This is a genomic window from Meridianimaribacter sp. CL38, from assembly GCF_004328055.1.
Taxonomy (GTDB): domain Bacteria; phylum Bacteroidota; class Bacteroidia; order Flavobacteriales; family Flavobacteriaceae; genus Gaetbulibacter_B; species Gaetbulibacter_B jejuensis.
This window is the reverse complement of the sequence record NZ_QKWS01000001.1, coordinates 707,600-728,563: the sequence shown is the minus strand read 5'-3', so window position 1 is coordinate 728,563 and position 20,964 is coordinate 707,600. Positions and strand designations below refer to the sequence as shown.

Genomic DNA, 20,964 nt, shown 5'->3' with positions numbered 1-20,964 from the left:
TTAATGTGTGTTTTTAACTGCTGACTGATGACTGCCTACTGATAACTAAGCATCAATTTCTAATAAAATAGGACAATGGTCACTATGAACAGCGTCAGATAGTATAACGCTTCGTTTTATGTTTTCTTGTAAAGGTTCGGTTACCATAGCATAATCTAGTCGCCAACCTTTGTTGTTGGCTCTTGCATTGGCTCTATAACTCCACCAAGTATATTCTTGTTTTTCAGGATGTAAATGTCTGAAAGAATCTATAAAACCACTATTGATAAAATTGCCTAACCATTCGCGTTCTTCGGGCAAAAATCCTGAAACGCCTTTCATTTTAGGATTGTGAATGTCAATTTCTTCATGGCAAATATTATAATCACCACACACTACAAGGTTAGGGTAGGCTTCGCGTAATTCATTTAAATACTCATGAATCATGTTCATGTATTCAAATTTATGGGCTAACCTATCATCATTGGTTCCTGAAGGTAAATACATACTCATTACTGAAACACCATTAAAATCGGCTCTAATGTTTCTGCCTTCAAAGTCCATAGACTCTATTCCTGTACCAAACTCTACATGATCAGGTTTTATCTTGCTAAGTATGGCAACACCACTGTAGCCCTTCTTTTGGGCACTAAACCAATAGTTGTGAGTGTAACCTGCTTCTTCAAAAATATCTAAATCCAATTGCTCTTTTAAAGCTTTTATTTCCTGAAGGCAAACAACATCCGGATTTGCAATTTTTAACCAATCTATAAACCCTTTATTTAATGCTGCTCTTATACCATTAACGTTATAGGAAATAATCTTCATTGAATCGTTTTTTTGAATTTTAGCTAAAATAAATAATACTGTACTTTTACACTAAAATTTTATGGAGCTTTTAACTATAAAATATTTTTGTGTTTAAAGAGTTTTAGGTACTGATGAAAATTGCTATAGCTTGTGTGTGTGTTTTAATGTCTTTTTGTGCTTTAGCACAAGAAACGACCTCTAATTACAGAACCAAAAAAGTAGCAGTAAGCGATACCATAAAAATTGATACTGTAAGCATTAACTCTAGCAAGTTTGTGTTAAAGACTAAAGCTAATGTGGTTATTGATAGCTCTAAGTACAATGTCGATTTTTCTAAAGCGCTTTTAACTTTTAACGCTCCCATAGAAACTGATACACTTGTTATTGAATACTTGCGTTTTCCTGAGTTTATCACTCGTAAGTATTTTCAGTTGGATGATAATATTATTGTGAATAACACCAATGATACACAACGATTGTATAGGTTGCAACAATCTACACTACAAAATAATTTCACACCTTTTGACGGTTTAAATACTTCAGGAAGTATCTCTAGAGGTGTTACTATTGGTAACAACCAAAACTCAGTATTAAACAGTGAATTGGATTTACAAATCACAGGTAAATTGAACGATAAAGTTTCACTACGAGCATCAATACAAGATGCAAATATACCTTTGCAAGAGAGTGGTTATTCACAACGATTAGATGAGTTTGACCAAGTGTTTATTGAGTTGTTTAGTGACAATTGGAACATTAGAGCAGGAGATATCGATTTGGTTAACAACAGTAGCTATTTTGCCAATTTTACTAAGCGAGTACAAGGATTGCTGGTTAATGTGGATTTAGAACACCCTAACTCTAAAACCAATTTTTTTGCTTCAGGTGCTTTGGTAAGGGGACAGTTTACAACCAGTAAGTTTACAGCTCAAGAGGGTAACCAAGGTCCTTATAAACTTAGAGGACCAAATAACGAGTTGTTTGTGCTTATTGTTTCTGGAAGCGAAACGGTTTATGTTAATGGAATTCCGGTTGAACGTGGAGAAAACAAAGACTATATCATAGATTATAATGCTGGTGAGATTATTTTCAACTCAACCTATCCTATCACTTCTGAAATGCGTATCACTGTCGATTATCAGTTTAGTGAACGTAATTTTTCGCGTTTTACAGCTTATGGAGGCGGAAGTTATGAAACCGAAAAACTAAAGTTAGGTGTTTCGGTGTATTCTGAAGTGGATGCTAAAAATCAACCCTTGCAGCAAAACCTATCTAACGAACAAAAGCAAATATTGGCCGATGCAGGTGATGACAGCTCCTTAATGGTTGCGCCTTCTGATGTTCCTGAAAATTACAGCGAAAATCGAATTTTATACAAAAAGGAACTCATTAATGGTGTTGAAGCCTTTGTGTTTTCAAACAATCCTGATGACGAGTTGTTTAATGTGAAATTCTCGTTGGTTGGTGATAATCAGGGAAATTATATTATAATAAATAGTAATGCCATTAATAACATTTACGAATATGTACCACCAGTAAATGGTGTTCCACAAGGAAATTATGAACCTGTTGTGCAGTTGATAGCACCTACAAAATTGCAGATAGCAGTACTGAATGCAACATATAAACCAACTGAGAAAACAGATGTGTATTTTGAAGTAGCAGGAAGCAAAAACGATCTCAATTTATTTTCGGGTTTAGATGATGCTAATAACGATGGGTTTGCTGCTAAATTAAAAGTGAGCCAAAAACTGATACAAACCGATAGTCTTTGGAACTTAAATGCTTATGTAGATGCAGATATTATCCAGGAGAATTTTAAAACCATTCAACGTTTGTATTATGCCGAATTTAATAGAGATTGGAACCTCGAAGATCCACTTGGTAATCAAAACCTGTTGAGTTCAGGAGTGGAATTATTTCATCCTAAAAAAGGAATTGCAAATTATAAGTTTGAACATTTAGGGTTTTCTGAAAACTTCACAGGAAACCGTCACAGCCTTTTGGCTAATTTGAATTTTAAAGGTTTAAATGTATTTACAAATACAAGCATAACCAAGAGCGATAACACAATTTCAGATTCTAGGTTTTTTAGGTCATTTAATCGTGCTGTGTATGGTTTTAACAAACAATGGGTTGGAGCCAAATTAGCTTCAGAAGAGAACAAGCAACGCGAAAAACTATCAGGTAATTTCACTAATTTAAGTCAGCGCTTTACGTCTTACGAAGTGTTTACAGGTATTGGTGATAGTACAAATGTGTTTGTAGAATTGGGTTATAAACATAGGGTTAATGACAGTTTAAGGGTTGAAGGACTTAAGCGTGTAAACAGTTCAAATACGTATTATATTAAGTCAAAGTTGATACAAAATGATAATACCAATTTAGGAGTTTATGTTAATTACCGAAAATTAAAATGGGTAGATGAAGCTGTTGAAGATGAGCAGTCGTTGAACTCTAGAGTAAACTACAATCAAAACTTGTTTAATAATTTAGTACAGTGGAATACAATTTTTGAGACCAATTCAGGAACATTACCACAACAAGATTTTACTTATGTTGAAGTTGAAGCAGGACAAGGTAGCTATACTTGGATTGATTATAACGAAGATGGTATACAAGAGCTCAACGAGTTTGAAGTAGCGCAATTTCAAGATGAAGGAAATTATATACGCGTGTTATTGCCTAATCAGGTATTTATAAAAACACATCAAAATAGGTTAAGTCAAACTATAACCTTAAATCCGCAGCAATGGTCAGTTTCAGAAAATAAATCCAAAAAGTTCTGGTCTCATTTTTACAATCAAACCGCATTTTTAATTGACCGAAAGTTGAGAAAAGAAGGCAATGACTTTAATTTAAATCCTTTTGAAGAAGATGAAAACAACCAACTGGCAGTTAATAAAAGTATAAGAAATGTGTTGTTTTTTAATAGAGGGAAACAGCGTTTTACAACATCTTACACATTCTTGTCCAACAGTAATAGAACAGTACTTTCAATAGGATTTCAACAAAATAAATTAAAGAGTCATCAGTTTAATTTTAATCATAAATTCGGGAAAAGCTGGTTGCTTAACATGACTTCGGCTATTGATGTCAATGAGAGCGAAAGTGAAAATTACAGCTCAAGAAATTATACCATTGACGAAGTAAGGTTTAACCCAAAGTTGTCGTACTTATTCAATGAAAATGCAAGTTTTGATGTGTTTTACCAATACACTTCAAAAGACAATACTATTGGTAATATGGAAACCTTACTTCAAAATAATTATGGAGTTTCTTTTACGTATAATAACGCTCAAAAAATTTCACTTACAGGTGAAATCAATTTGTTTCAAAACACCTTTGAGGGTAATGCCAATACACCTGTGAGTTATCAAATGCTAGAAGGCTTACAACCAGGAAAAAACTTTACTTGGAGTTTATTGGCTCAAAAGAAATTGACTAAGTTTTTAGATTTGAATTTAAACTACTTTGGAAGAAAAACCGAAACCTCCAAGACCATTCATACAGGAACAGTACAGTTAAAGGCTTATTTTTAAAAAATAAGTGAATTCTCACGCAACGTTTTCACTACTATTGCATCTTTATAGTATTAATTTTTATCTATTCTTTATGAAAAAAACAATTTTGCATGTAGCTTTATTATTATCTGTCTTTGCTGTAAATGCTCAAGAATTAACAGATGAAGCACCAAAAAAATCTGAAATTTCAACAAACCTATTAGATTTAGTAGTAGCAGGAACTTTAAATGTAAATTACGAGCGTTTGTTCGACAAAAATCAATCATTATTAATTAGTGCTAACTTTTTTGATACCTATGGTTATTATGACGCAGGATATATTGAAAAAAGCAATGCATTAAGTTTTAAGGCTGCTTATTTAATTTACTTTTCTAAAGAAAAAGAGCATGCAGGTTTTTTCTTTTACCCTCAATTAAAAGTTAGAACAGGAGAAATTACTGTTGAAGAATATTATTACTATGACTATGAAAATGAAACATCAATTGAAGAAGAATACACCTATGATGTTGATGGGTTTTCAGCAGGCTTTGGAATTGGACATAAATGGATGTTTAGTAATAAATTTACTCTAACACTTTATGGTGATATTGCAAGAAACCTAGGAAATTTTGATACTGATTATTTAGAAAATATCGAATTAAGGTTTGGAGTTAATTTTGGTTACAGATTTTAATCTACACAAAATGCTATAAAAAAATCCCAAGAGTGTACTTGGGATTTTTTTATTGAGGTATGTTAGTTTTTTGTAGTGATAAGTTACATTTTCATTAACCACTCACGAACATCAACTTCTTTTTTGATAATGTCTCTTAACTCAGAAACCTTAACGCGCTTTTGCTCCATAGTGTCTCTATGACGAATTGTAACTGTATTGTCTTCTAAACTTTCTCCATCTACAGTAATACAAAATGGCGTACCAGCAGCATCTTGTCTTCTGTAACGTTTACCTACAGCATCCTTTTCATCATAAAATACGTTGAAGTCCCATTTTAGGTCATCAACAATAGCCTTAGCCATATTTGTTAAAGCTTCATCTTTTCTTACTAATGGTAGTATAGCAGCTTTTGTAGGTGCTAAAACAGCAGGAAGTTTCAACACATCACGTTTAGAACCATCTTCTAATTCTTCTTCTACTAAAGCGTTTGAAAACACTGCTAAGAACATTCTGTCAAGTCCAATAGACGTTTCTAGAACATAAGGTACGTAGCTTTTACCTTCTTCGTGATCAAAATACTGTAGTTTTTTACCAGAGTATTCTTCGTGTTGTTTTAAATCAAAATCTGTACGCGAGTGGATGCCTTCTAGTTCTTTAAATCCGAATGGGAATTTAAATTCAATATCAGTAGCGGCATCAGCGTAGTGTGCTAATTTTTCATGATCATGGAAACGATAGTTGTCTTCGCCTAAGCCTAGAGATTTATGCCATTTTAAACGTGTGTCTTTCCAATAGTCGAACCATTCTTTTTGAGTTCCTGGTTTTATGAAAAATTGCATTTCCATTTGTTCAAACTCACGCATTCTAAAAATAAATTGTCTTGCAACAATTTCGTTTCTAAATGCTTTTCCTGTTTGGGCAATTCCAAAAGGAATTTTCATACGTCCTGTTTTTTGAACGTTTAGAAAGTTTACAAAAATACCTTGAGCTGTTTCAGGTCGCAAGTACAAATCCATTGCACTTTCAGCAGAAGCACCTAGTTTGGTGCCAAACATAAGGTTAAATTGCTTTACATCTGTCCAGTTACGACTTCCTGTAAGTGGGTCGGCAATTTCCAACTCTTCTATCAACGCTTTTACATCAGCTAAATCTTCATTTTCTAAAGATTTTGCAAGACGCGATAAGATAGTATCAATTTTTTCTTGATACCCTAAAACACGTTGATTGGTGGTAATAAACTCTTGTTTATTAAATGCCTCACCAAAACGTTTTTCTGCTTTAGCAACTTCTTTATCTATTTTAGCTTCAATTTTGGCACAGTAGTCTTCAACAAGCACATCAGCTCTGTAGCGCTTTTTAGAGTCTTTGTTGTCAATTAATGGGTCGTTAAAAGCATCGACGTGTCCAGAGGCTTTCCAAGTAGTTGGATGCATAAATATTGAAGCATCAATACCTACAATATTATCGTGCATTTGTACCATGGCTTTCCACCAATAGTCACGTATGTTTTTTTTGAGTTCGGCTCCATTTTGTGCATAATCATATACAGCACTTAAACCGTCGTATATTTCACTACTTTGGAATACGTATCCATACTCCTTTGCGTGTGATATAACCTTTTTGAATTGATCGTCGTTGTTTGCCATGGTGCAAAAATAAAAAACCGCACCAACTAACGGAACGGTTTTTCAAAAAATAAAATTAGTTAGTTAATTAAGCTCTATTTTGGTGGAACCTAAATGATGATTTTTGTGAAACACATTAATGTGATAGGTGCCTTTTGTTAAAGGTTGATCGTCATTATCAGTATCTATTGACAGTGTGACATCCATATCATTATTTTGGTAATTAACCACTTCTTTAAGACTGTAGATTAATAGCGAATTTCCAAAATCAATAGAGCCTTTATCAGCTACTACATTGTTTTTTGGGTTTACTATTTGAACATATAATTCTTTATCACCATTTTCAGCTAATGCATTTTCAACCAAAGTAAAACTTACGTCTATTTGGTTGGTACTACTAGCTTTTCGAGTAATTATAGCTTTTCCTAAAAAGTTTTTAACGGCTTTAGCTTTAAAAGAATTTGCAGTTAAAACAGCTCCTTCTTCTAGCTTTTTGTTTAAGATAAAATTTTCTTCAGAAAGCTTTTTATTGGTAAGTCGCTCTTTTTGTAACTCGTTGTAAGCTATTAGTTTTTCCTTTTGAAGATTGTGATTAATAGCCTTTAGAGAGTCTATAGTAAAGAACAATAAATTGTTTTTTTCTTTAAGATTAATAACTTGGTTCTTAAACTTCGAAATCACTGATAAGTCTACTTGCATAAGCTTTAGAGAATCTAAAGCTACTAGTGTTTCTCTTTTGGCGTCTTCGAGTTGAGAAGATAAAAGATTATTAGAGGTAAGCGAGTTGTCATATCTCAAAATCATTTGAGATAATTCATTTTCCATTAAGTGTTTTTCTTGTTCTAAAAATTGTTGATGAGTTCTAATGGATTGGTAACTTGTAAAACTAAAAACACATAAAACCGCAATAGTTGCTACTAATGAACCTATAATTAATCTGTAGTTAAAAAATTGAGGGTTAACTATCATTATTAATTTGTTATTTCATCGCGAAAGTATAACTTTATGTTAAGGTTGATTATTTTTATCGATGAAATGATAAAAAACTTGTTAAACTTGTTTTTTCCAAAGGTTTGTCTGTCATGTGCAAGCTATTTGGGTGATAATGAAGCATATATTTGTATTAAGTGTAGGCATGATCTTCCATTGACAAATTTTCATTTTAATGAGGACGATACCGTTAAAAAAGTACTTTATGGAAGAGTAAAACTTGAAAATGCAACCGCCTTTTTACACTTTTCTAAAAAAGGGATTGTACAGCAACTTATTCATAAATTAAAATATAAAGGTTACGAAGAGGTAGGAACATTTTTAGGGAAGTGGTTAGGTGCTGAATTAAAAACAATTGAAGCTTATAACACAATAGATGTAGTGGTACCAGTGCCTTTACATAAACACAAACTTAGAAAGCGAGGATATAATCAAGTCTCAAAGTTTGCAGATGAAATTGCCAAAGCCTTAAATGTTAATGTAAACACAACAACATTACAAAAGATTGCAAATACTAAAACGCAAGTATTTAAGGACAGATTAAAACGAACCGATGATAGTAAAACTATTTTTGCTATATCTGAAAACCAATCATTAAAACACAAGCATGTTTTATTGGTTGATGATATTATTACAACAGGAGCAACAATAGAAGCTTGCGCTAATGCCATGTTGCAAATAGAAGGTGTTAAAATAAGTGTGGCAACTATGGCAATTACACATTAACGTATTGCTTAACGGTAGTTGGTTTTCGTTTTTTAATACAATAAAACTTAATAAGTTTGAGTTTTGAGTATAGTTTTTAAAATTGTTTCTTTGTGCAAAATTATTCTTATTTAATGCGCTCATATATCACACGGATTTTAGGCATTGTTTTCTTAGCATTAGTTATTGCTAGTTGTGCTAATAGAGGAACTCCATCAGGTGGAGAAAAAGATACTGAACCACCAGTAATACTAAAATCTGTTCCTGAAAACTTCACGACAAATTTTAAGGGTAACGAAATTCGAATTTATTTTGATGAATACATTAAGGTTAAAGATGTTCAGCGTCAGCTTATCATTTCGCCACCAATGGACACACAACCAGATATTATTCCGTTAAGTTCAGCAAGTAAGTATATAAAAATAACCATAAAAGATACGCTTCAACCTAATACAACTTATGCGTTTAATTTTGGTGAAAGTATAGTGGATAACAACGAAGAAAACCCTTACCCTTATTACAGATATGTATTCTCTACAGGTGATTATATCGATTCGCTTTCGGTTAAAGGTGTGGTTATGGATTCTAAACTTAAAAAACCAGATACCTTTGTTTCGGTAATGCTGTATGAAGTCGATTCCACTTTTACTGATTCTATCATTTATAAAGAAAAACCTAAATACATTACTAATACACTAGATAGTGTTACAACATTTAGTATTGATAACTTAAAAGCTGGTAAATACTTGATGGTTGCTGTAAAAGATGAAAACAGTAATTACACATTTGAGCCTAAAAGTGATAAAATAGGGTTTCATAAAGACTTTATTGAAGTCCCTAGCGATTCCATTTATACTTTAAAACTATTTGAAGAAGAACTCGATTTTAAAGCTATAAAGCCAAAACAAATTGCAAAACAACGAATTGCTTTTGGCTATGAAGGAGATTATAACGGAATGCAGATTGAAATACTCAACGACAGTATACCTAATAACTTTAAAACCAAAATAACTAAAGACAGTAAAACTGATACTTTGTATTACTGGTACAAACCTAAATTAGAATTAGATTCTACATTGTTTGTGGTTAAAAATAAAACGTATGTTGATACACTAAAACATAGGTTTAGAGATTTAGATAAAGACTCATTAACTGTTAGAGCGTTGGTTTCAGGAACTATTGATTTTGGTAAAGATTTTTCATTACAAGGAAGTACGCCTTTTGTGTCTTTAAACGAAAAGCAGGTGACTATCTTAGATCAAGATTCGGTAAATGTAGATTTCACTACAGAGTTTAACGAAATGGAAAACACCTATGCTTTTAAGTTTGAAAAGTCTCAAAACAATACCTATAAGATACAGATGTTACCAGAAACATTTACCGACTTTTTTGGTGAAGTTAATGATACGCTAAACTTTAATTTAAAAACTAAAGCTTATTCTGATTATTCTAATGTGAGAGTGACTTTAAGAAACGCTAAATATCCTGCTGTTGTTCAACTTACTGATGATAAAGGCGAAGTTAAATATGAACAATTTGCTACAGAGTTAAAGCCAATAGATTTTAGGTATATTCTTCCAGGAACTTATTTTTTAAGAGTTGTGCATGATGCTAATGGTAACCAAAAATGGGATACAGGAAATTACCTTAAAAAGATACAGCCCGAACGCGTTAGTCACTTCCCAGATGCTATAGACGCAAGAGCTAATTGGGACCCTATTATTGAGTTTATTCTAGAGTAAAACGGTCTTTATCGTTTAAAAATCTGAGTTTATTACGATAAAATGTAATATGGCTTCGCTCTAGCGTAACTATTTCAGTAAGGTCTTTATTGGGTTTTATAGGTAGCATCACATTGCCCAAAACATCGTAAGCAGCTGAGTGTCCACAATATTCGTTTTCCTTTTCGTCAACACCAATTCGGTTTACACCAATGCAATATGTCATGTTTTCTATTGCTCTTGCTTTTAGCAATGCGTCCCAAGCTTGTATGCGAGGTTTAGGCCAATTGGCAACATATAGCAATAAGTCGTAGTCTTCAATGTTTCGACTCCAAACAGGAAATCTTAAATCGTAGCATATAAGAGGGCAAATTTTCCAACTTCTAAAATCTATCACTAGTTTATCATTACCAGCCGAAAATACTTTGTCTTCACCTGCTAACGAGAAAGTGTGGCGTTTATCATATTTATGTATAGTTCCATCTGGCTCAACAAAACACAGTCTATTATAAAACGCATTATCTTCTTCAATAATTAAGCTGCCAACTAAAGCTGCATTTTTGCTATTGGCTATTTTTTGCATCCACTCTACAGATTTATCTGCCATGGTTTCAGAATTGTCCTTGGCATTCATGGTGAAACCTGTGGTAAACATTTCAGGAAGAAGTATAACGTCAACAGGCTTGGTGATGTCTTCTATTTTTTGTTTAAAATGTTTGCGGTTTTGTTTTGGATCTTCCCAAATTAAATCCGATTGTAAATAAGCGATTTTTAGTTGGTCTTGCATTGAGTTTAGGCTCACTTGAGCTTCTTTTTAGACTTATCGTAGTTTTCTTTTAGTTTTTCTATTTTTTCAAGCCATTTTGCCTCGTCATTAGGAGATAGTTTTCCTTTCTTTTTTAGCTTTTCGTACTTGCTTTGAGCGTCTTCTAATTTTTTAGATGCTTTATCAAATTTTGATTGCGCCTTTTCTTTTCGTTTTAATTCTTTTTCGGCCTTTTTTTGAGCTTTTTCAGCCTTTTTTGCTTGGTTTTCGAGTTTTTTAGCCTCTTTTTCTTGTTTTTGAGCTTTGTCGTATTCTTCTTTTGCTTTGGCTATTTTTACTTTAAATGCTTCAATTTCTTCTTTAGTAAACGTATCAGTAACATCTTTTCCTTCAAGGAAAATTTTTCCTTTTTTTATTTCGTAAGTTTTTCCTTCATGTTTAACTTCTTGTGCGTTTAAGTACAGTCCTAAGCTTAAAAATAATATTGTAATCCAGAATTTCATGTATTTATGTATTTGGTTTCTATGTAAAGTAAGACACAGAATTATTGTAAAAGTAACTCTTTTGTAGCAAATTAATTCAACTATTTTTTAAATGCTGTTTAATAATTCTGCAGCCTTTTTTAGAGTGTCATTTGTTTTAGCAAAGCAAAAGCGTAGCACATGCTCATCTAAATTATTATCGTTAAAAACTGATAATGGAATTGAGGCTATACCATGCTCAATAGTTAGGCGTTTTGCAAAATCTACATCGTGCTCTAGTGTAATGTCAGAGTAATCCAATACTTGAAAGTATGTGCCTTTTGAAGGTGTAAACTTAAAACGAGAATCTTTTATCAATTCTAGAAATAAGTTGCGTTTTTCCTGATAGAACTCAGGTAAATTCAAATAATGATTTGGCTCTTCCATATAATCCGATAGTCCTTTTTGTGAAGGATGATGCACAGAAAACACGTTAAATTGATGCACACTTCTAAAAACGTCCATTAGTGTTTTTGGCGCACAACAGTAACCAATTTTCCAACCAGTGTTATGAAATGTTTTCCCAAAAGAAGCTGTTATAAAACTTCGCTCTTTTAAGTTTTTAAACCTACAAACACTTTGGTGTTGTTCACCATCAAAAATAATATGCTCATACACTTCGTCACTTAAAACAACAATATCTGTTTCGTTAGTTAATTCTTGTAGCTTGAGCATATCAGCTTTACTCAGTACTGTTCCACTTGGGTTGTGAGGAGTGTTGACAATAATCATTTTGGTATTACTGTTTATGCTTTTCGCAACAGTATTCCAATCAATAGTATAATTAGGTGCATTTAGTTGTATAGCAATGCTTTTTCCACCATTAAGCTCGATTGCAGGTTGATAGCAATCGTAAGCAGGCTTAAAAATAATGACTTCGTCATTTGGTCTTATAAATGCTGATATTATGGTGAAAATAGCTTGGGTAGCTCCAGCTGTAACGGTAATTTCATTTTCAGGATTGTAACTAGAATTATAGAGTAACTCATATTTTTTACTTATAGCATGACGCAAACCCAAATGTCCTTGCATAGGTGCATATTGGTTGTACCCAGAATTCATTGCGTTTGAAACTGCATCAATGAGTTTTTGGTCGCTTTTAAAATCAGGGAACCCTTGTGCTAAGTTCATAGCATTATGGGTATTTGCCAATGTACTCATTACAGAAAAAATGGAGTTGCCTACGTTGGATAGTTTTGATTGGTGGTATATCATAATATCTCGTTAAATTGATAAGTTTTAAAGATATAAAAATGTACTTTTTTTATTTTTACGCAAACTATAAAATATTAAATATGCGCATAATAAAATTGCTTTGCTTTTTCGTTGTTTTTCAAATGTCTGCCCAACAAGGAGGTATGTGGATTCCATCTCTTTTAGAAGGTATGAATGAAGATGAAATGCAAAGCCTTGGAAGTAAATTAACAGCTAAAGATATTTATGATGTTAATAATTCTAGCCTTAAAGATGCTATTGGACATTTTAATGGAGGTTGTACAAGTGAGGTAATTTCCGAACGTGGTTTGGTACTTACTAATCACCATTGTGGCTTTAGTCAAATCCAATCACATTCTTCTTTAGAAAACGATTATTTAAAAGATGGATTTTGGGCAATGTCTTTGGAAGAAGAGCTGCCTAACGAAGGACTTTATATTGAGTTCATTGTAAGTATTCATGATGTTTCTGAGACCGTTTTAAAAGGGATTAATAACTCTATGACCGAAAAAGAAAAACAGTCTTTAATTGATCAAAATAGAAATGCAGTAATGGACTCTTGGCCAAAAGAAGAATGGCAAGATGTAAAAACAAAATCTTTTTACAAAGGCAATCAATATTTCTTATTTGTAACCGAACGATTTGAAGATATTAGATTGGTAGGAGCACCTCCAAGCAGTATAGGTAAGTTTGGGAGTGATACTGATAACTGGGTATTTCCAAGACATACAGGTGATTTTTCGTTATTCAGAATTTATGCTGATAAAAATAACAGACCAGCAAAATACAGCAAGGACAACGTTCCTTATAGACCAAAACATTTTTTACCTGTTTCGTTAGATGGTATTGAAGAAGGAGATTTTACAATGGTTTTTGGTTTTCCAGGTAGAACAAACGAATACCTTCCAGCTGTGGCCATTGAGCATATTACTGAAGAGTATAACCCTACAAATATTGCAATTAGGGAAGCCGCTTTAAAAGTGATTGATGCTAAGATGAAAGCGAGTGATGAAGTACGTATTAAATATGCCTCTAAGCAAGCTAGAATTGCAAATGCATGGAAAAAATGGATAGGTGAGAATTTAGGCATTGAGAAGAGTGATGCTGTTGCTAAACGACGTGAGTTTGAAGCTACATTTACAAAAGCTTTAAAAGAGAATAATTTAGAAGAAAAGTATGCGCACATTCTTCCTGAGTTTGATAGACTTTATAAAGACTTTGCTCCAATTAATATCAAAAGAAGGAATTTTACTGAAGTTTTTTTAGTAACCAATGAGTTAATGCAAATGACGTATAGGTTATACAAATTTGAACAAGCACTTGTTGACAATCCTGAAGATTTTGAAAAGCAAAAACCTGATTTAATCCAACGTTTTAAGAAAATTCATAAAAATTATGATATTGATGTTGATAAAGGCGTTTACTTAAATGTAATGCCATTATATGGAGAATCTGTTGATGCCTCAATTTATGATAAAACGGCTTTAACAAACTTAGACTCTGCTTTAAAACTTTTAGAAGGCGACGTTAAAAAAGTTCTAAAAAATTTAAATAAGGATGCTGCTTATGCTTACGCAAAACCTATAATAGAGGAGTATTTTAATACAATAGACCCTGAGTATAAAGAAAAAAACGAGCTAATAACTGCATTGCAAACTGATTATATGACAGCTTTAATGAAAGCATTACCTAACGAACGTTATTTCCCTGATGCAAATAGTACTTTACGTGTTACTTATGGGCAAGTTCGAGGCTATTCGCCAAGTGATGCTGTGTATTACAGCCCAGTAACTTATTTAGAAGGAATTATGGAAAAGTATATTCCTGGTGATTATGAGTTTGATGTACCGCAAAAGTTAATAGACTTATACAATACTAAAGATTTTGGTCCATATGCTGATAACAATGGAAAAGTGCCAGTGTGTTTTATAGGTACTAATCACACAACTGGTGGAAATTCTGGTAGTCCAGCTATAGATGCTTACGGAAATTTAATAGGACTCAATTTTGACCGTGTTTGGGAAGGTACTATGAGTGACATGAATTATGATCCTGAAATTTGTAGAAACATTATGGTAGATATTAGATATGTCCTTTTTATAATAGATAAATATGCAGGAGCAAAACACCTAATTGAAGAAATGAAATTAGTTAGTAAAACAGCTCAATAAATAGGATAAAAATAAAACCCTTACTAAATTTAGTAAGGGTTTTTTTATTATCTAAAAGCAAAGCAATCTATAGTTTAGACGCTAGTTTTTTTAGTATCTATAATACTCAGGTTTATAAGGACCTTCTACTTTAACACCAATGTACTCTGCTTGGTCTTGCTTAAGTTCTGTTAGCTCAACACCAATTTTTTCAAGGTGTAATTTCGCTACTTTTTCATCAAGATGCTTTGGTAACATATACACTTTGTTTTCGTAAGCGTCTTTGTTATTCCAAAGTTCTATTTGAGCCAATGTTTGGTTTGTAAACGAGTTACTCATTACAAAACTTGGGTGTCCTGTTGCGCAACCTAAGTTTACTAGACGACCTTGAGCTAAAATGATAACATCTTTACCGTTTACGTTGTATTTGTCAACTTGTGGCTTAATTTCATCCTTAGTGTTACCATGGTTTTTGTTTAACCAAGCCATGTCAATTTCATTGTCAAAATGTCCAATGTTACAAACTATGGTTTTGTCTTTCATAGCTTCAAAATGCTCACCACGAACAATATCTTTATTTCCAGTAGTTGTAATCACAACATCTGCATTACTAATAACAGTTTCCAACTTCTTCACTTCAAAACCGTCCATAGCAGCTTGTAGTGCACAAATAGGATCAATTTCAGTAACAGTTACAATACTTCCCGCACCTTTAAAAGAAGCAGCAGTACCTTTACCAACATCACCATAACCACAAACAACCACACGTTTTCCAGCTAGCATAACGTCAGTTGCACGACGAATAGCATCTACAGCACTCTCACGGCAACCGTATTTGTTGTCAAATTTAGATTTAGTAACAGAATCGTTTACGTTAATAGCAGGCATTGGTAATGTGCCTTTTTCCATACGCTCGTATAAACGGTGAACACCTGTTGTAGTTTCTTCACTCAATCCGTTAATTCCAGGAACTAACTCTGGGTATTTGTCTAATACCATATTTGTTAAATCACCACCATCATCAAGAATCATGTTAAGTGGCTTTCTGTCTTCACCAAAGAAAAGTGTTTGTTCAATACACCAATCAAATTCTTCTTCGGTCATATTTTTCCATGCATAAACTGCAGTACCAGTTTCAGCTATAGCAGCAGCAGCTTGATCTTGTGTAGAAAAGATGTTGCAAGAACTCCAAGTTACTTCAGCGCCAAGAGCCTGTAATGTTTCAATCAAAACAGCAGTTTGGATAGTCATGTGTAAACATCCTGCAATACGAGCACCTTTTAAAGGTTGTTTATCTTTATATTCTTCACGAAGGCTCATTAAACCTGGCATTTCTGCTTCGGCTAATTCAATCTCTTTTCGTCCCCAAGCCGCAAGCGACATATCTTTTACCTTATTAGGTACGTAAGCAACAGTTTTTGTGTTCATATTAGTATATTTGTCTTTGTAAAATTAATTGAGACTGCAAAGATAACTAATAACTTTCAGAATAATAAATGCCTCTATATAAAACCCTTACTCCTAATTCTTATACTACTGTTAAAATTTGGAAGATTACAGAATCTTATAACCAGTTAAAGCAAGGTATGTTTTTAAGACCAGAGTGTGAAACTCGTGTTTTAGGTATGAAAAGCGAGTTGCATCAACGTGGTTTTTTAAGTGTGAGACATTTGCTAGCAGAGTTTGGATACACTGATGCTGATTTGTTTTATGACGAAAATGGAAAGCCACACCTAAAAGATGGAAAGCATATTTCCATAACACATTCGTTTATATTTTCGGCAGTTGTAGTAAGTGATAAAGAAGTAGGTATTGATATTGAAAAGCAACGAGAAAAAATAAGCATTATTGCTCAAAAGTTTGTTGAGTATGAGTTTGAATATCTCGATAAAACTGCAACGGATTATATTAATAAGCTTACTGTAATTTGGTGTATTAAAGAGTCCTTGTATAAGTTGTTTGCAACACCAGGTTTAAGCTTTTTTCAGCATACATTGGTAATTCCATTTATGATGAAAGATGAAGAAACAATAGCTTGGATTGATTATGATAATAAGAAATACCGTTACCAAACCACATTTTTAGAATTTGAAGGATTTACCTGTGCGTTAGCTTTACCATCATAAATGAAACAGATTTACAAAAACATAATGCAGTCTGTTTCTAGTGGCGAAAAGTTATTGGTAGTACTTATTGATCCTGATAAGTTTCAAATAGAACATACACCAGCATTCATTAGTAAAGTTAACGCGTCTATAGCAACTCATATTTTTGTTGGAGGAAGTGAAGTAGAAGAACAGCTTACAGATATTTTGGTTAATGAAATAAAAAAACACACGCAATTGCCAATTGTTTTATTTCCAGGAGATGTTACTCAAATTACAAATAAAGCTGATGGCTTACTATTTTTATCATTGATTTCTGGAAGAAACCCAGAATATTTAATAGGTAAACATATAAAAGCAGTTTCAAAACTAAAAGGCACACAGCTTGATATTATTCCAACAGGATATTTACTTATAGAAAACGGAAAAGAAACAGCTGTACAACGAGTTACTCAAACCCAACCTATGCCTAAAAACAATAGTGAACATATAGTAAATACAGCTAAAGCTGGAGAGCTTTTAGGTATGAAACTTATTTATCTTGAAGCAGGAAGTGGAGCATGTGAACCAATTTCAGAAAGTATTATTTCTAAAGTGAAAAGTGAACTGAATATTCCGTTGATTGTAGGAGGAGGAATTAGAAGTAAAACACAAATGAATGCGGCATATCAAGCAGGAGCAGATGTTGTGGTTATAGGAACCGCTTTTGAAGAAGACGAATCATTTTTTGACAGTTTAAAAAAATAAATATGAAAATATCAGTAGAACTAACATTAACACCATTACAAGACGATTTTGAACCATCAATCATCCATTTTATTAAAAAGTTGAGAGCTTCAAATCTTAAAGTATTAGAAAACCCATTAAGCACTCAGGTTTATGGTGAGTATGATGAGGTTATGCAGGTGCTTACAACCGAAATAAAAGAAGCATTTGAACTTGTGGAAAGAGGCTTACTGTATATGAAAATTGTAAAATCAGACAGACACGATTATGAGCCACATTTTTGATTGGTTATTTTCACAGTATCAAGGTATAGATACATATTTAATAGTTCTTGAGTTTATAGGAGTCTTCTTTGGCTTTTTAAGTGTTTGGTATTCCAAGCAAGAAAACATTTTGGTGTATCCAACAGGAATTATTAGTACAGCAATTTTTGTTTATATTCTTTGGGTTTATGGTCTTTTAGGAGATATGTTTATAAATGCCTATTACTTTTCTATGAGTATTTATGGCTGGTATTTCTGGACAAGAAAAGATGATAATAACCAAGAAGTGCCAGTAACAAAAACTACAAAAAAAGAACACTTGTGGGGTGCAGTTATTTTTGTAGCTACAATTCTTTTTGTGATTCTAATTTATAAAGTAAATGATAAGTTTGATTCTTGGACAGCTTATGTAGATACTGTTACAACTGCTATATTTTTTGTTGGTATGTGGTTAATGGCAAAAAAGAAATTAGAAAATTGGACATATTGGATTATAGGAGATTTAATTTCGGTACCCTTATATTTTTATAAAGGTCTAATTTTCACGTCTTTTCAATATTTTTTATTTACTATTATAGCTATTTATGGATATAAAGCATGGAAGAACAACTTAAACAACAACCAGCAAATTGCATAAAAGTAGTTTTGTTTGGACCGGAAAGTACAGGCAAAACAACACTTTCTAGACAGTTAGCTAGACATTATAATTCCGTTTGGGTACCAGAGTATGCACGTGAGTACCTTCAAAATAAATGGAACAATGAGCGTAAAACCTGCGAACCTAAAGACTTGCTGCCAATTGCTATTGGACAAATACGTTTAGAAAATGAGCTAGCTAAAAAAACAAATACTGTTTTGATTTGCGATACCGACTTGTTAGAAACCAAAGTTTATTCTGAAGCGTACTACTCAGGGACTTGCGATCCAATTTTAGAAAAATTTGCTTTAGAGAACACCTATAGTTTATACTTTTTAACGTATATTGATACGCCTTGGGAGGCAGACGATTTACGTGATAAACCCAATGAGCGAGAACGTATGTTTAAAGCGTTTGAAAGTGCATTAATCAAGCATAAAAAACCTTATGTTTTGCTTAAAGGAAATAAAAGTGAACGTCTAGAAACTGCCATAAAACACATTGATCAATTATTAAAAAGCAATACATGAGTTTTTCAGATTCAGATTTAAAACAAATTGAAAGTAAAGGTCTAACGCTTAGAAAAGTCCAGTCTCAAATAGAACTTTTTGTAACAGGATTACCTTTTTCTAACCTTGTGTCAGCAGCTACCATTGGTGATGGAATTATCAGGTATACTGATACTGAGGTTGAACATTATATAAACGTGTTTGAAGGCAAAAAAAATGACCTATGCGTTTTAAAATTTGTTCCTGCTTCTGGTGCTGCAACTCGCATGTTTAAGTTTTTATTTCAGTTTATAAAAGACTATGACCCTGAAGCTGAAACCTTAAATGCCTATATAAACAGAACAAAAAACAGTAATCTGTCTATGTTTATGGTTGGTTTAGAAAAGTTTCCGTTTTATTATGAGGTTATGGATATGCTCAATGAAAAATATCCTAATTATAAAGCGCTAAGTACAGGTCATCAAGCATTGTTGTTTGTAAAAACTATGTTAGATGAAGACAAGCTTAACTATGGTAATTTCCCTAAAGGTTTATTGCCTTTTCATGAATACAAAAACAAAATAATCTCAACGGCTTTTGAAGAGCATTTATTTGAGTCGGCTTTGTATTCTTCAACAAATGCAACAACTAAACTGCACTTTACAATTTCTGAAAAGTATAAAGACAAATTCAAGAATGAGTTCAATAGAATTCAAGAAAAAGTAGAGAAAAAAACAGGCGCAAAATTTGATATTTCGTTTTCATACCAAAAAGAATCTACTGATACTATTGCGGTAACTCCAAAAAACAAACCCTTTCGTGAAGACGATGGTACATTGTTGTTTAGACCATCAGGTCATGGAGCGCTTATTGAGAACTTAAACGACCTAAATGCTGACATTATCTTTATTAAAAACATTGATAATGTTGTGGTGTATAAGTACAAGACTGAAGTTGCTAAATACAAAAAATTACTTGCAGGCGTTTTACTAAACCTTCAAGAAACCTCGTTTAAATATATGGAGCAATTGGATGATGAAGAAACAACCGAAGACGAACTGATTAAAATTGCTGAATTCCTTCTTAATAAATTACAGGTAAAAATTTCTCCTGAGTTTGAAAAATATAAAGCTAAATACCAAATTGAATATTTAAGAGAAAAACTTAATAGACCAATACGTATTTGCGGAATGGTGAAAAATGAAGGCGAACCTGGAGGTGGACCATTTTGGGTAAAAGACGAAAGCGGAAATGTGTCGCTTCAAATAGTGGAGTCTGCTCAAATAAACATGAAAAACAAGCCACAAAAAGCCATTTTAAAAAAATCTACACACTTTAATCCTGTTGATATTGTATGCAGTGTTAAAAACTATAAAGGAGAAAAGTTTGATTTAACTGACTTTGTAGACCCAAAAACAGCATTCATTACCATGAAGACCAAAGTAGGAAAAGATTTAAAAGCACTTGAGCTACCTGGTTTATGGAATGGAAGCATGTCTAACTGGAACACGGTTTTTGTTGAAGTACCTCTTATTACCTTTAATCCTGTAAAAACAGTAAACGATTTATTAAAAGCACCGCATCAAATAAAAAGTGATGCTTGACGAAGAACTCTTACTTACCGAATTATCTTTCAAAGCCATAAAAAGCTCTGGAGCTGGTGGACAACACGTTAATAAAACAGCTTCTAAAGTTGAATTGACTTTTAATGTTGAAGCATCTACAGTTTTAAATGAGGAACAAAAGGAGCTCTTGCTCAAAAACCTACAAACAAGATTAAGCAACCAAAATGTACTTATCTTACAATGTGGTGAAAGCCGAAGTCAGCATAAAAATAAAGCACTTGTAATTGAGCGTTTTTTAGAAATTATTAAACAAGGTTTGATCGTTCCTAAAAAAAGAAAAAAGACAGCTGTTCCTAAGGCAGTAAAACAAAAACGACTTCAAAACAAAAGGCAACTGTCTGAAAAAAAAGCCAATAGAAAACCTCCTGAAATTTAAAAGTCATAGGTATTACTATCAGTGATTTTTTAAGTAACAAAAAATTGTTTCGAGAAGTCTTTTAAAGTCTAAATTAGTTCATT

19 protein-coding genes are annotated in these 20,964 nt (G+C 32.8%); 12 read left to right on the top strand and 7 right to left on the bottom strand.

Annotated elements, in window-relative coordinates; translation table 11 throughout:
* Positions 1-45: 45 nt before the first annotated feature.
* Entirely contained in the window at positions 46-807 is a 762-nt protein-coding gene (locus DMZ43_RS03335; protein WP_131506209.1) for an exodeoxyribonuclease III, read from the bottom strand.
* Between the two features lie 113 nt (positions 808-920).
* On the opposite strand from DMZ43_RS03335, the gene DMZ43_RS03330 reads away from it, so the two are divergent.
* Positions 921-4,331, top strand: coding sequence for a hypothetical protein (locus tag DMZ43_RS03330; protein ID WP_131506208.1), 3,411 nt, complete (start codon positions 921-923; stop codon positions 4,329-4,331).
* A 73-nt stretch (positions 4,332-4,404) separates the two neighbouring features.
* Complete coding sequence (locus DMZ43_RS03325) at positions 4,405-4,986, top strand: DUF3575 domain-containing protein (protein WP_129759561.1); 582 nt, start codon at positions 4,405-4,407, stop codon at positions 4,984-4,986.
* Between the two features lie 83 nt (positions 4,987-5,069).
* Here DMZ43_RS03325 and DMZ43_RS03320 read toward each other — a convergent pair whose 3' ends face one another.
* Positions 5,070-6,614 carry a glycine--tRNA ligase gene (locus DMZ43_RS03320; protein WP_131506207.1) on the bottom strand — a complete coding sequence of 515 codons (1,545 nt, stop codon included), beginning with the start codon at positions 6,612-6,614 and terminating at the stop codon, positions 5,070-5,072.
* Positions 6,615-6,677: 63 nt separating this feature from the next.
* Positions 6,678-7,562, bottom strand: coding sequence for a hypothetical protein (locus DMZ43_RS03315; RefSeq protein WP_131506206.1), 885 nt, complete (start codon positions 7,560-7,562; stop codon positions 6,678-6,680).
* A 177-nt stretch (positions 7,563-7,739) separates the two neighbouring features.
* Here DMZ43_RS03315 and DMZ43_RS03310 point away from each other — a divergent pair, with 177 nt between their 5' ends.
* Together DMZ43_RS03310 and DMZ43_RS03305 are read left to right on the top strand one after the other, a co-directional pair.
* Positions 7,740-8,309 (top strand): ComF family protein, encoded by a 570-nt coding sequence (locus DMZ43_RS03310; protein WP_370450256.1) that lies wholly within the window; start codon positions 7,740-7,742, stop codon positions 8,307-8,309.
* A 113-nt stretch (positions 8,310-8,422) separates the two neighbouring features.
* The gene (locus DMZ43_RS03305) at positions 8,423-10,030 is read left to right on the top strand and encodes an Ig-like domain-containing protein (protein WP_131506204.1); all 1,608 of its coding nucleotides are present in this window, start codon (positions 8,423-8,425) and stop codon (positions 10,028-10,030) included.
* Here DMZ43_RS03305 and DMZ43_RS03300 read toward each other — a convergent pair.
* The 3 genes from DMZ43_RS03300 to DMZ43_RS03290 all read right to left on the bottom strand — a co-directional run bounded on the left by DMZ43_RS03300 (position 10,017) and on the right by DMZ43_RS03290 (position 12,508).
* Positions 10,017-10,796, bottom strand: coding sequence for an amidohydrolase (locus DMZ43_RS03300; RefSeq protein WP_131506203.1), 780 nt, complete (start codon positions 10,794-10,796; stop codon positions 10,017-10,019). The genes DMZ43_RS03305 and DMZ43_RS03300 overlap by 14 nt on opposite strands.
* An 11-nt stretch (positions 10,797-10,807) precedes the next feature.
* Positions 10,808-11,278: a hypothetical protein gene (locus DMZ43_RS14830; protein ID WP_161566726.1), complete on the bottom strand. Its 471-nt coding sequence runs from the start codon at positions 11,276-11,278 to the stop codon at positions 10,808-10,810.
* An 87-nt stretch (positions 11,279-11,365) separates the two neighbouring features.
* The gene (locus tag DMZ43_RS03290; protein WP_131506536.1) at positions 11,366-12,508 is read right to left on the bottom strand and encodes a methionine aminotransferase; all 1,143 of its coding nucleotides are present in this window, start codon (positions 12,506-12,508) and stop codon (positions 11,366-11,368) included.
* Between the two features lie 83 nt (positions 12,509-12,591).
* Here DMZ43_RS03290 and DMZ43_RS03285 point away from each other — a divergent pair, with 83 nt between their 5' ends.
* Complete coding sequence (locus DMZ43_RS03285) at positions 12,592-14,682, top strand: S46 family peptidase (protein WP_131506201.1); 2,091 nt, start codon at positions 12,592-12,594, stop codon at positions 14,680-14,682.
* 90 nt (positions 14,683-14,772) lie between these two features.
* Here DMZ43_RS03285 and ahcY read toward each other — a convergent pair whose 3' ends face one another.
* On the bottom strand, positions 14,773-16,089 hold the full coding sequence (gene ahcY, locus DMZ43_RS03280; protein ID WP_131506200.1) for an adenosylhomocysteinase: 1,317 nt from the start codon (positions 16,087-16,089) through the stop codon (positions 14,773-14,775).
* A 68-nt stretch (positions 16,090-16,157) separates the two neighbouring features.
* Here ahcY and DMZ43_RS03275 point away from each other — a divergent pair, with 68 nt between their 5' ends.
* From DMZ43_RS03275 to arfB, 7 genes are read left to right on the top strand one after another with little or no spacing between them, the layout of a single operon-like run.
* Positions 16,158-16,787 carry a 4'-phosphopantetheinyl transferase superfamily protein gene (locus tag DMZ43_RS03275; protein ID WP_129759552.1) on the top strand — a complete coding sequence of 210 codons (630 nt, stop codon included), beginning with the start codon at positions 16,158-16,160 and terminating at the stop codon, positions 16,785-16,787.
* A complete protein-coding gene (locus tag DMZ43_RS03270) occupies positions 16,788-17,513 on the top strand; it encodes a geranylgeranylglyceryl/heptaprenylglyceryl phosphate synthase (RefSeq protein WP_131506199.1) in 726 nt (241 codons plus the stop codon).
* A 2-nt stretch (positions 17,514-17,515) separates the two neighbouring features.
* On the top strand, positions 17,516-17,776 hold the full coding sequence (locus tag DMZ43_RS03265; protein ID WP_129759550.1) for a thiamine-binding protein: 261 nt from the start codon (positions 17,516-17,518) through the stop codon (positions 17,774-17,776).
* On the top strand, positions 17,760-18,392 hold the full coding sequence (gene pnuC, locus DMZ43_RS03260) for a nicotinamide riboside transporter PnuC (RefSeq protein ID WP_131506198.1): 633 nt from the start codon (positions 17,760-17,762) through the stop codon (positions 18,390-18,392). Before DMZ43_RS03265 ends, pnuC begins: the two co-directional genes overlap by 17 nt.
* A complete protein-coding gene (locus DMZ43_RS03255) occupies positions 18,353-18,922 on the top strand; it encodes an AAA family ATPase (protein WP_131506197.1) in 570 nt (189 codons plus the stop codon). The genes pnuC and DMZ43_RS03255 overlap by 40 nt, the downstream gene beginning before the upstream one ends.
* Complete coding sequence (locus DMZ43_RS03250) at positions 18,919-20,484, top strand: DUF4301 family protein (protein ID WP_131506196.1); 1,566 nt, start codon at positions 18,919-18,921, stop codon at positions 20,482-20,484. Before DMZ43_RS03255 ends, DMZ43_RS03250 begins: the two co-directional genes overlap by 4 nt.
* On the top strand, positions 20,477-20,881 hold the full coding sequence (gene arfB / locus DMZ43_RS03245; protein WP_131506195.1) for an alternative ribosome rescue aminoacyl-tRNA hydrolase ArfB: 405 nt from the start codon (positions 20,477-20,479) through the stop codon (positions 20,879-20,881). The genes DMZ43_RS03250 and arfB overlap by 8 nt, the downstream gene beginning before the upstream one ends.
* Positions 20,882-20,964 lie beyond the last annotated feature (83 nt).

Bases quoted from the DNA above. Each gene is read 5' to 3' on its own strand.
- DMZ43_RS03255 (WP_131506197.1), top strand. From the start codon at position 18,353: ATGGAAGAACAACTTAAACAACAACCAGCAAATTGCATAAAAGTAGTT.
- ahcY (WP_131506200.1), bottom strand. From the start codon at position 16,089: ATGAACACAAAAACTGTTGCTTACGTACCTAATAAGGTAAAAGATATG.
- DMZ43_RS03305 (WP_131506204.1), top strand. From the start codon at position 8,423: ATGCGCTCATATATCACACGGATTTTAGGCATTGTTTTCTTAGCATTA.
- DMZ43_RS03270 (WP_131506199.1), top strand. From the start codon at position 16,788: ATGAAACAGATTTACAAAAACATAATGCAGTCTGTTTCTAGTGGCGAA.
- pnuC (WP_131506198.1), top strand. From the start codon at position 17,760: ATGAGCCACATTTTTGATTGGTTATTTTCACAGTATCAAGGTATAGAT.
- DMZ43_RS03320 (WP_131506207.1), bottom strand. From the start codon at position 6,614: ATGGCAAACAACGACGATCAATTCAAAAAGGTTATATCACACGCAAAG.
- arfB (WP_131506195.1), top strand. From the start codon at position 20,477: ATGCTTGACGAAGAACTCTTACTTACCGAATTATCTTTCAAAGCCATA.
- DMZ43_RS03315 (WP_131506206.1), bottom strand. From the start codon at position 7,562: ATGATAGTTAACCCTCAATTTTTTAACTACAGATTAATTATAGGTTCA.
- DMZ43_RS03275 (WP_129759552.1), top strand. From the start codon at position 16,158: ATGCCTCTATATAAAACCCTTACTCCTAATTCTTATACTACTGTTAAA.
- DMZ43_RS03250 (WP_131506196.1), top strand. From the start codon at position 18,919: ATGAGTTTTTCAGATTCAGATTTAAAACAAATTGAAAGTAAAGGTCTA.
- DMZ43_RS03335 (WP_131506209.1), bottom strand. From the start codon at position 807: ATGAAGATTATTTCCTATAACGTTAATGGTATAAGAGCAGCATTAAAT.
- DMZ43_RS14830 (WP_161566726.1), bottom strand. From the start codon at position 11,278: ATGAAATTCTGGATTACAATATTATTTTTAAGCTTAGGACTGTACTTA.
- DMZ43_RS03265 (WP_129759550.1), top strand. From the start codon at position 17,516: ATGAAAATATCAGTAGAACTAACATTAACACCATTACAAGACGATTTT.
- DMZ43_RS03285 (WP_131506201.1), top strand. From the start codon at position 12,592: ATGCGCATAATAAAATTGCTTTGCTTTTTCGTTGTTTTTCAAATGTCT.
- DMZ43_RS03330 (WP_131506208.1), top strand. From the start codon at position 921: ATGAAAATTGCTATAGCTTGTGTGTGTGTTTTAATGTCTTTTTGTGCT.
- DMZ43_RS03325 (WP_129759561.1), top strand. From the start codon at position 4,405: ATGAAAAAAACAATTTTGCATGTAGCTTTATTATTATCTGTCTTTGCT.
- DMZ43_RS03300 (WP_131506203.1), bottom strand. From the start codon at position 10,796: ATGCAAGACCAACTAAAAATCGCTTATTTACAATCGGATTTAATTTGG.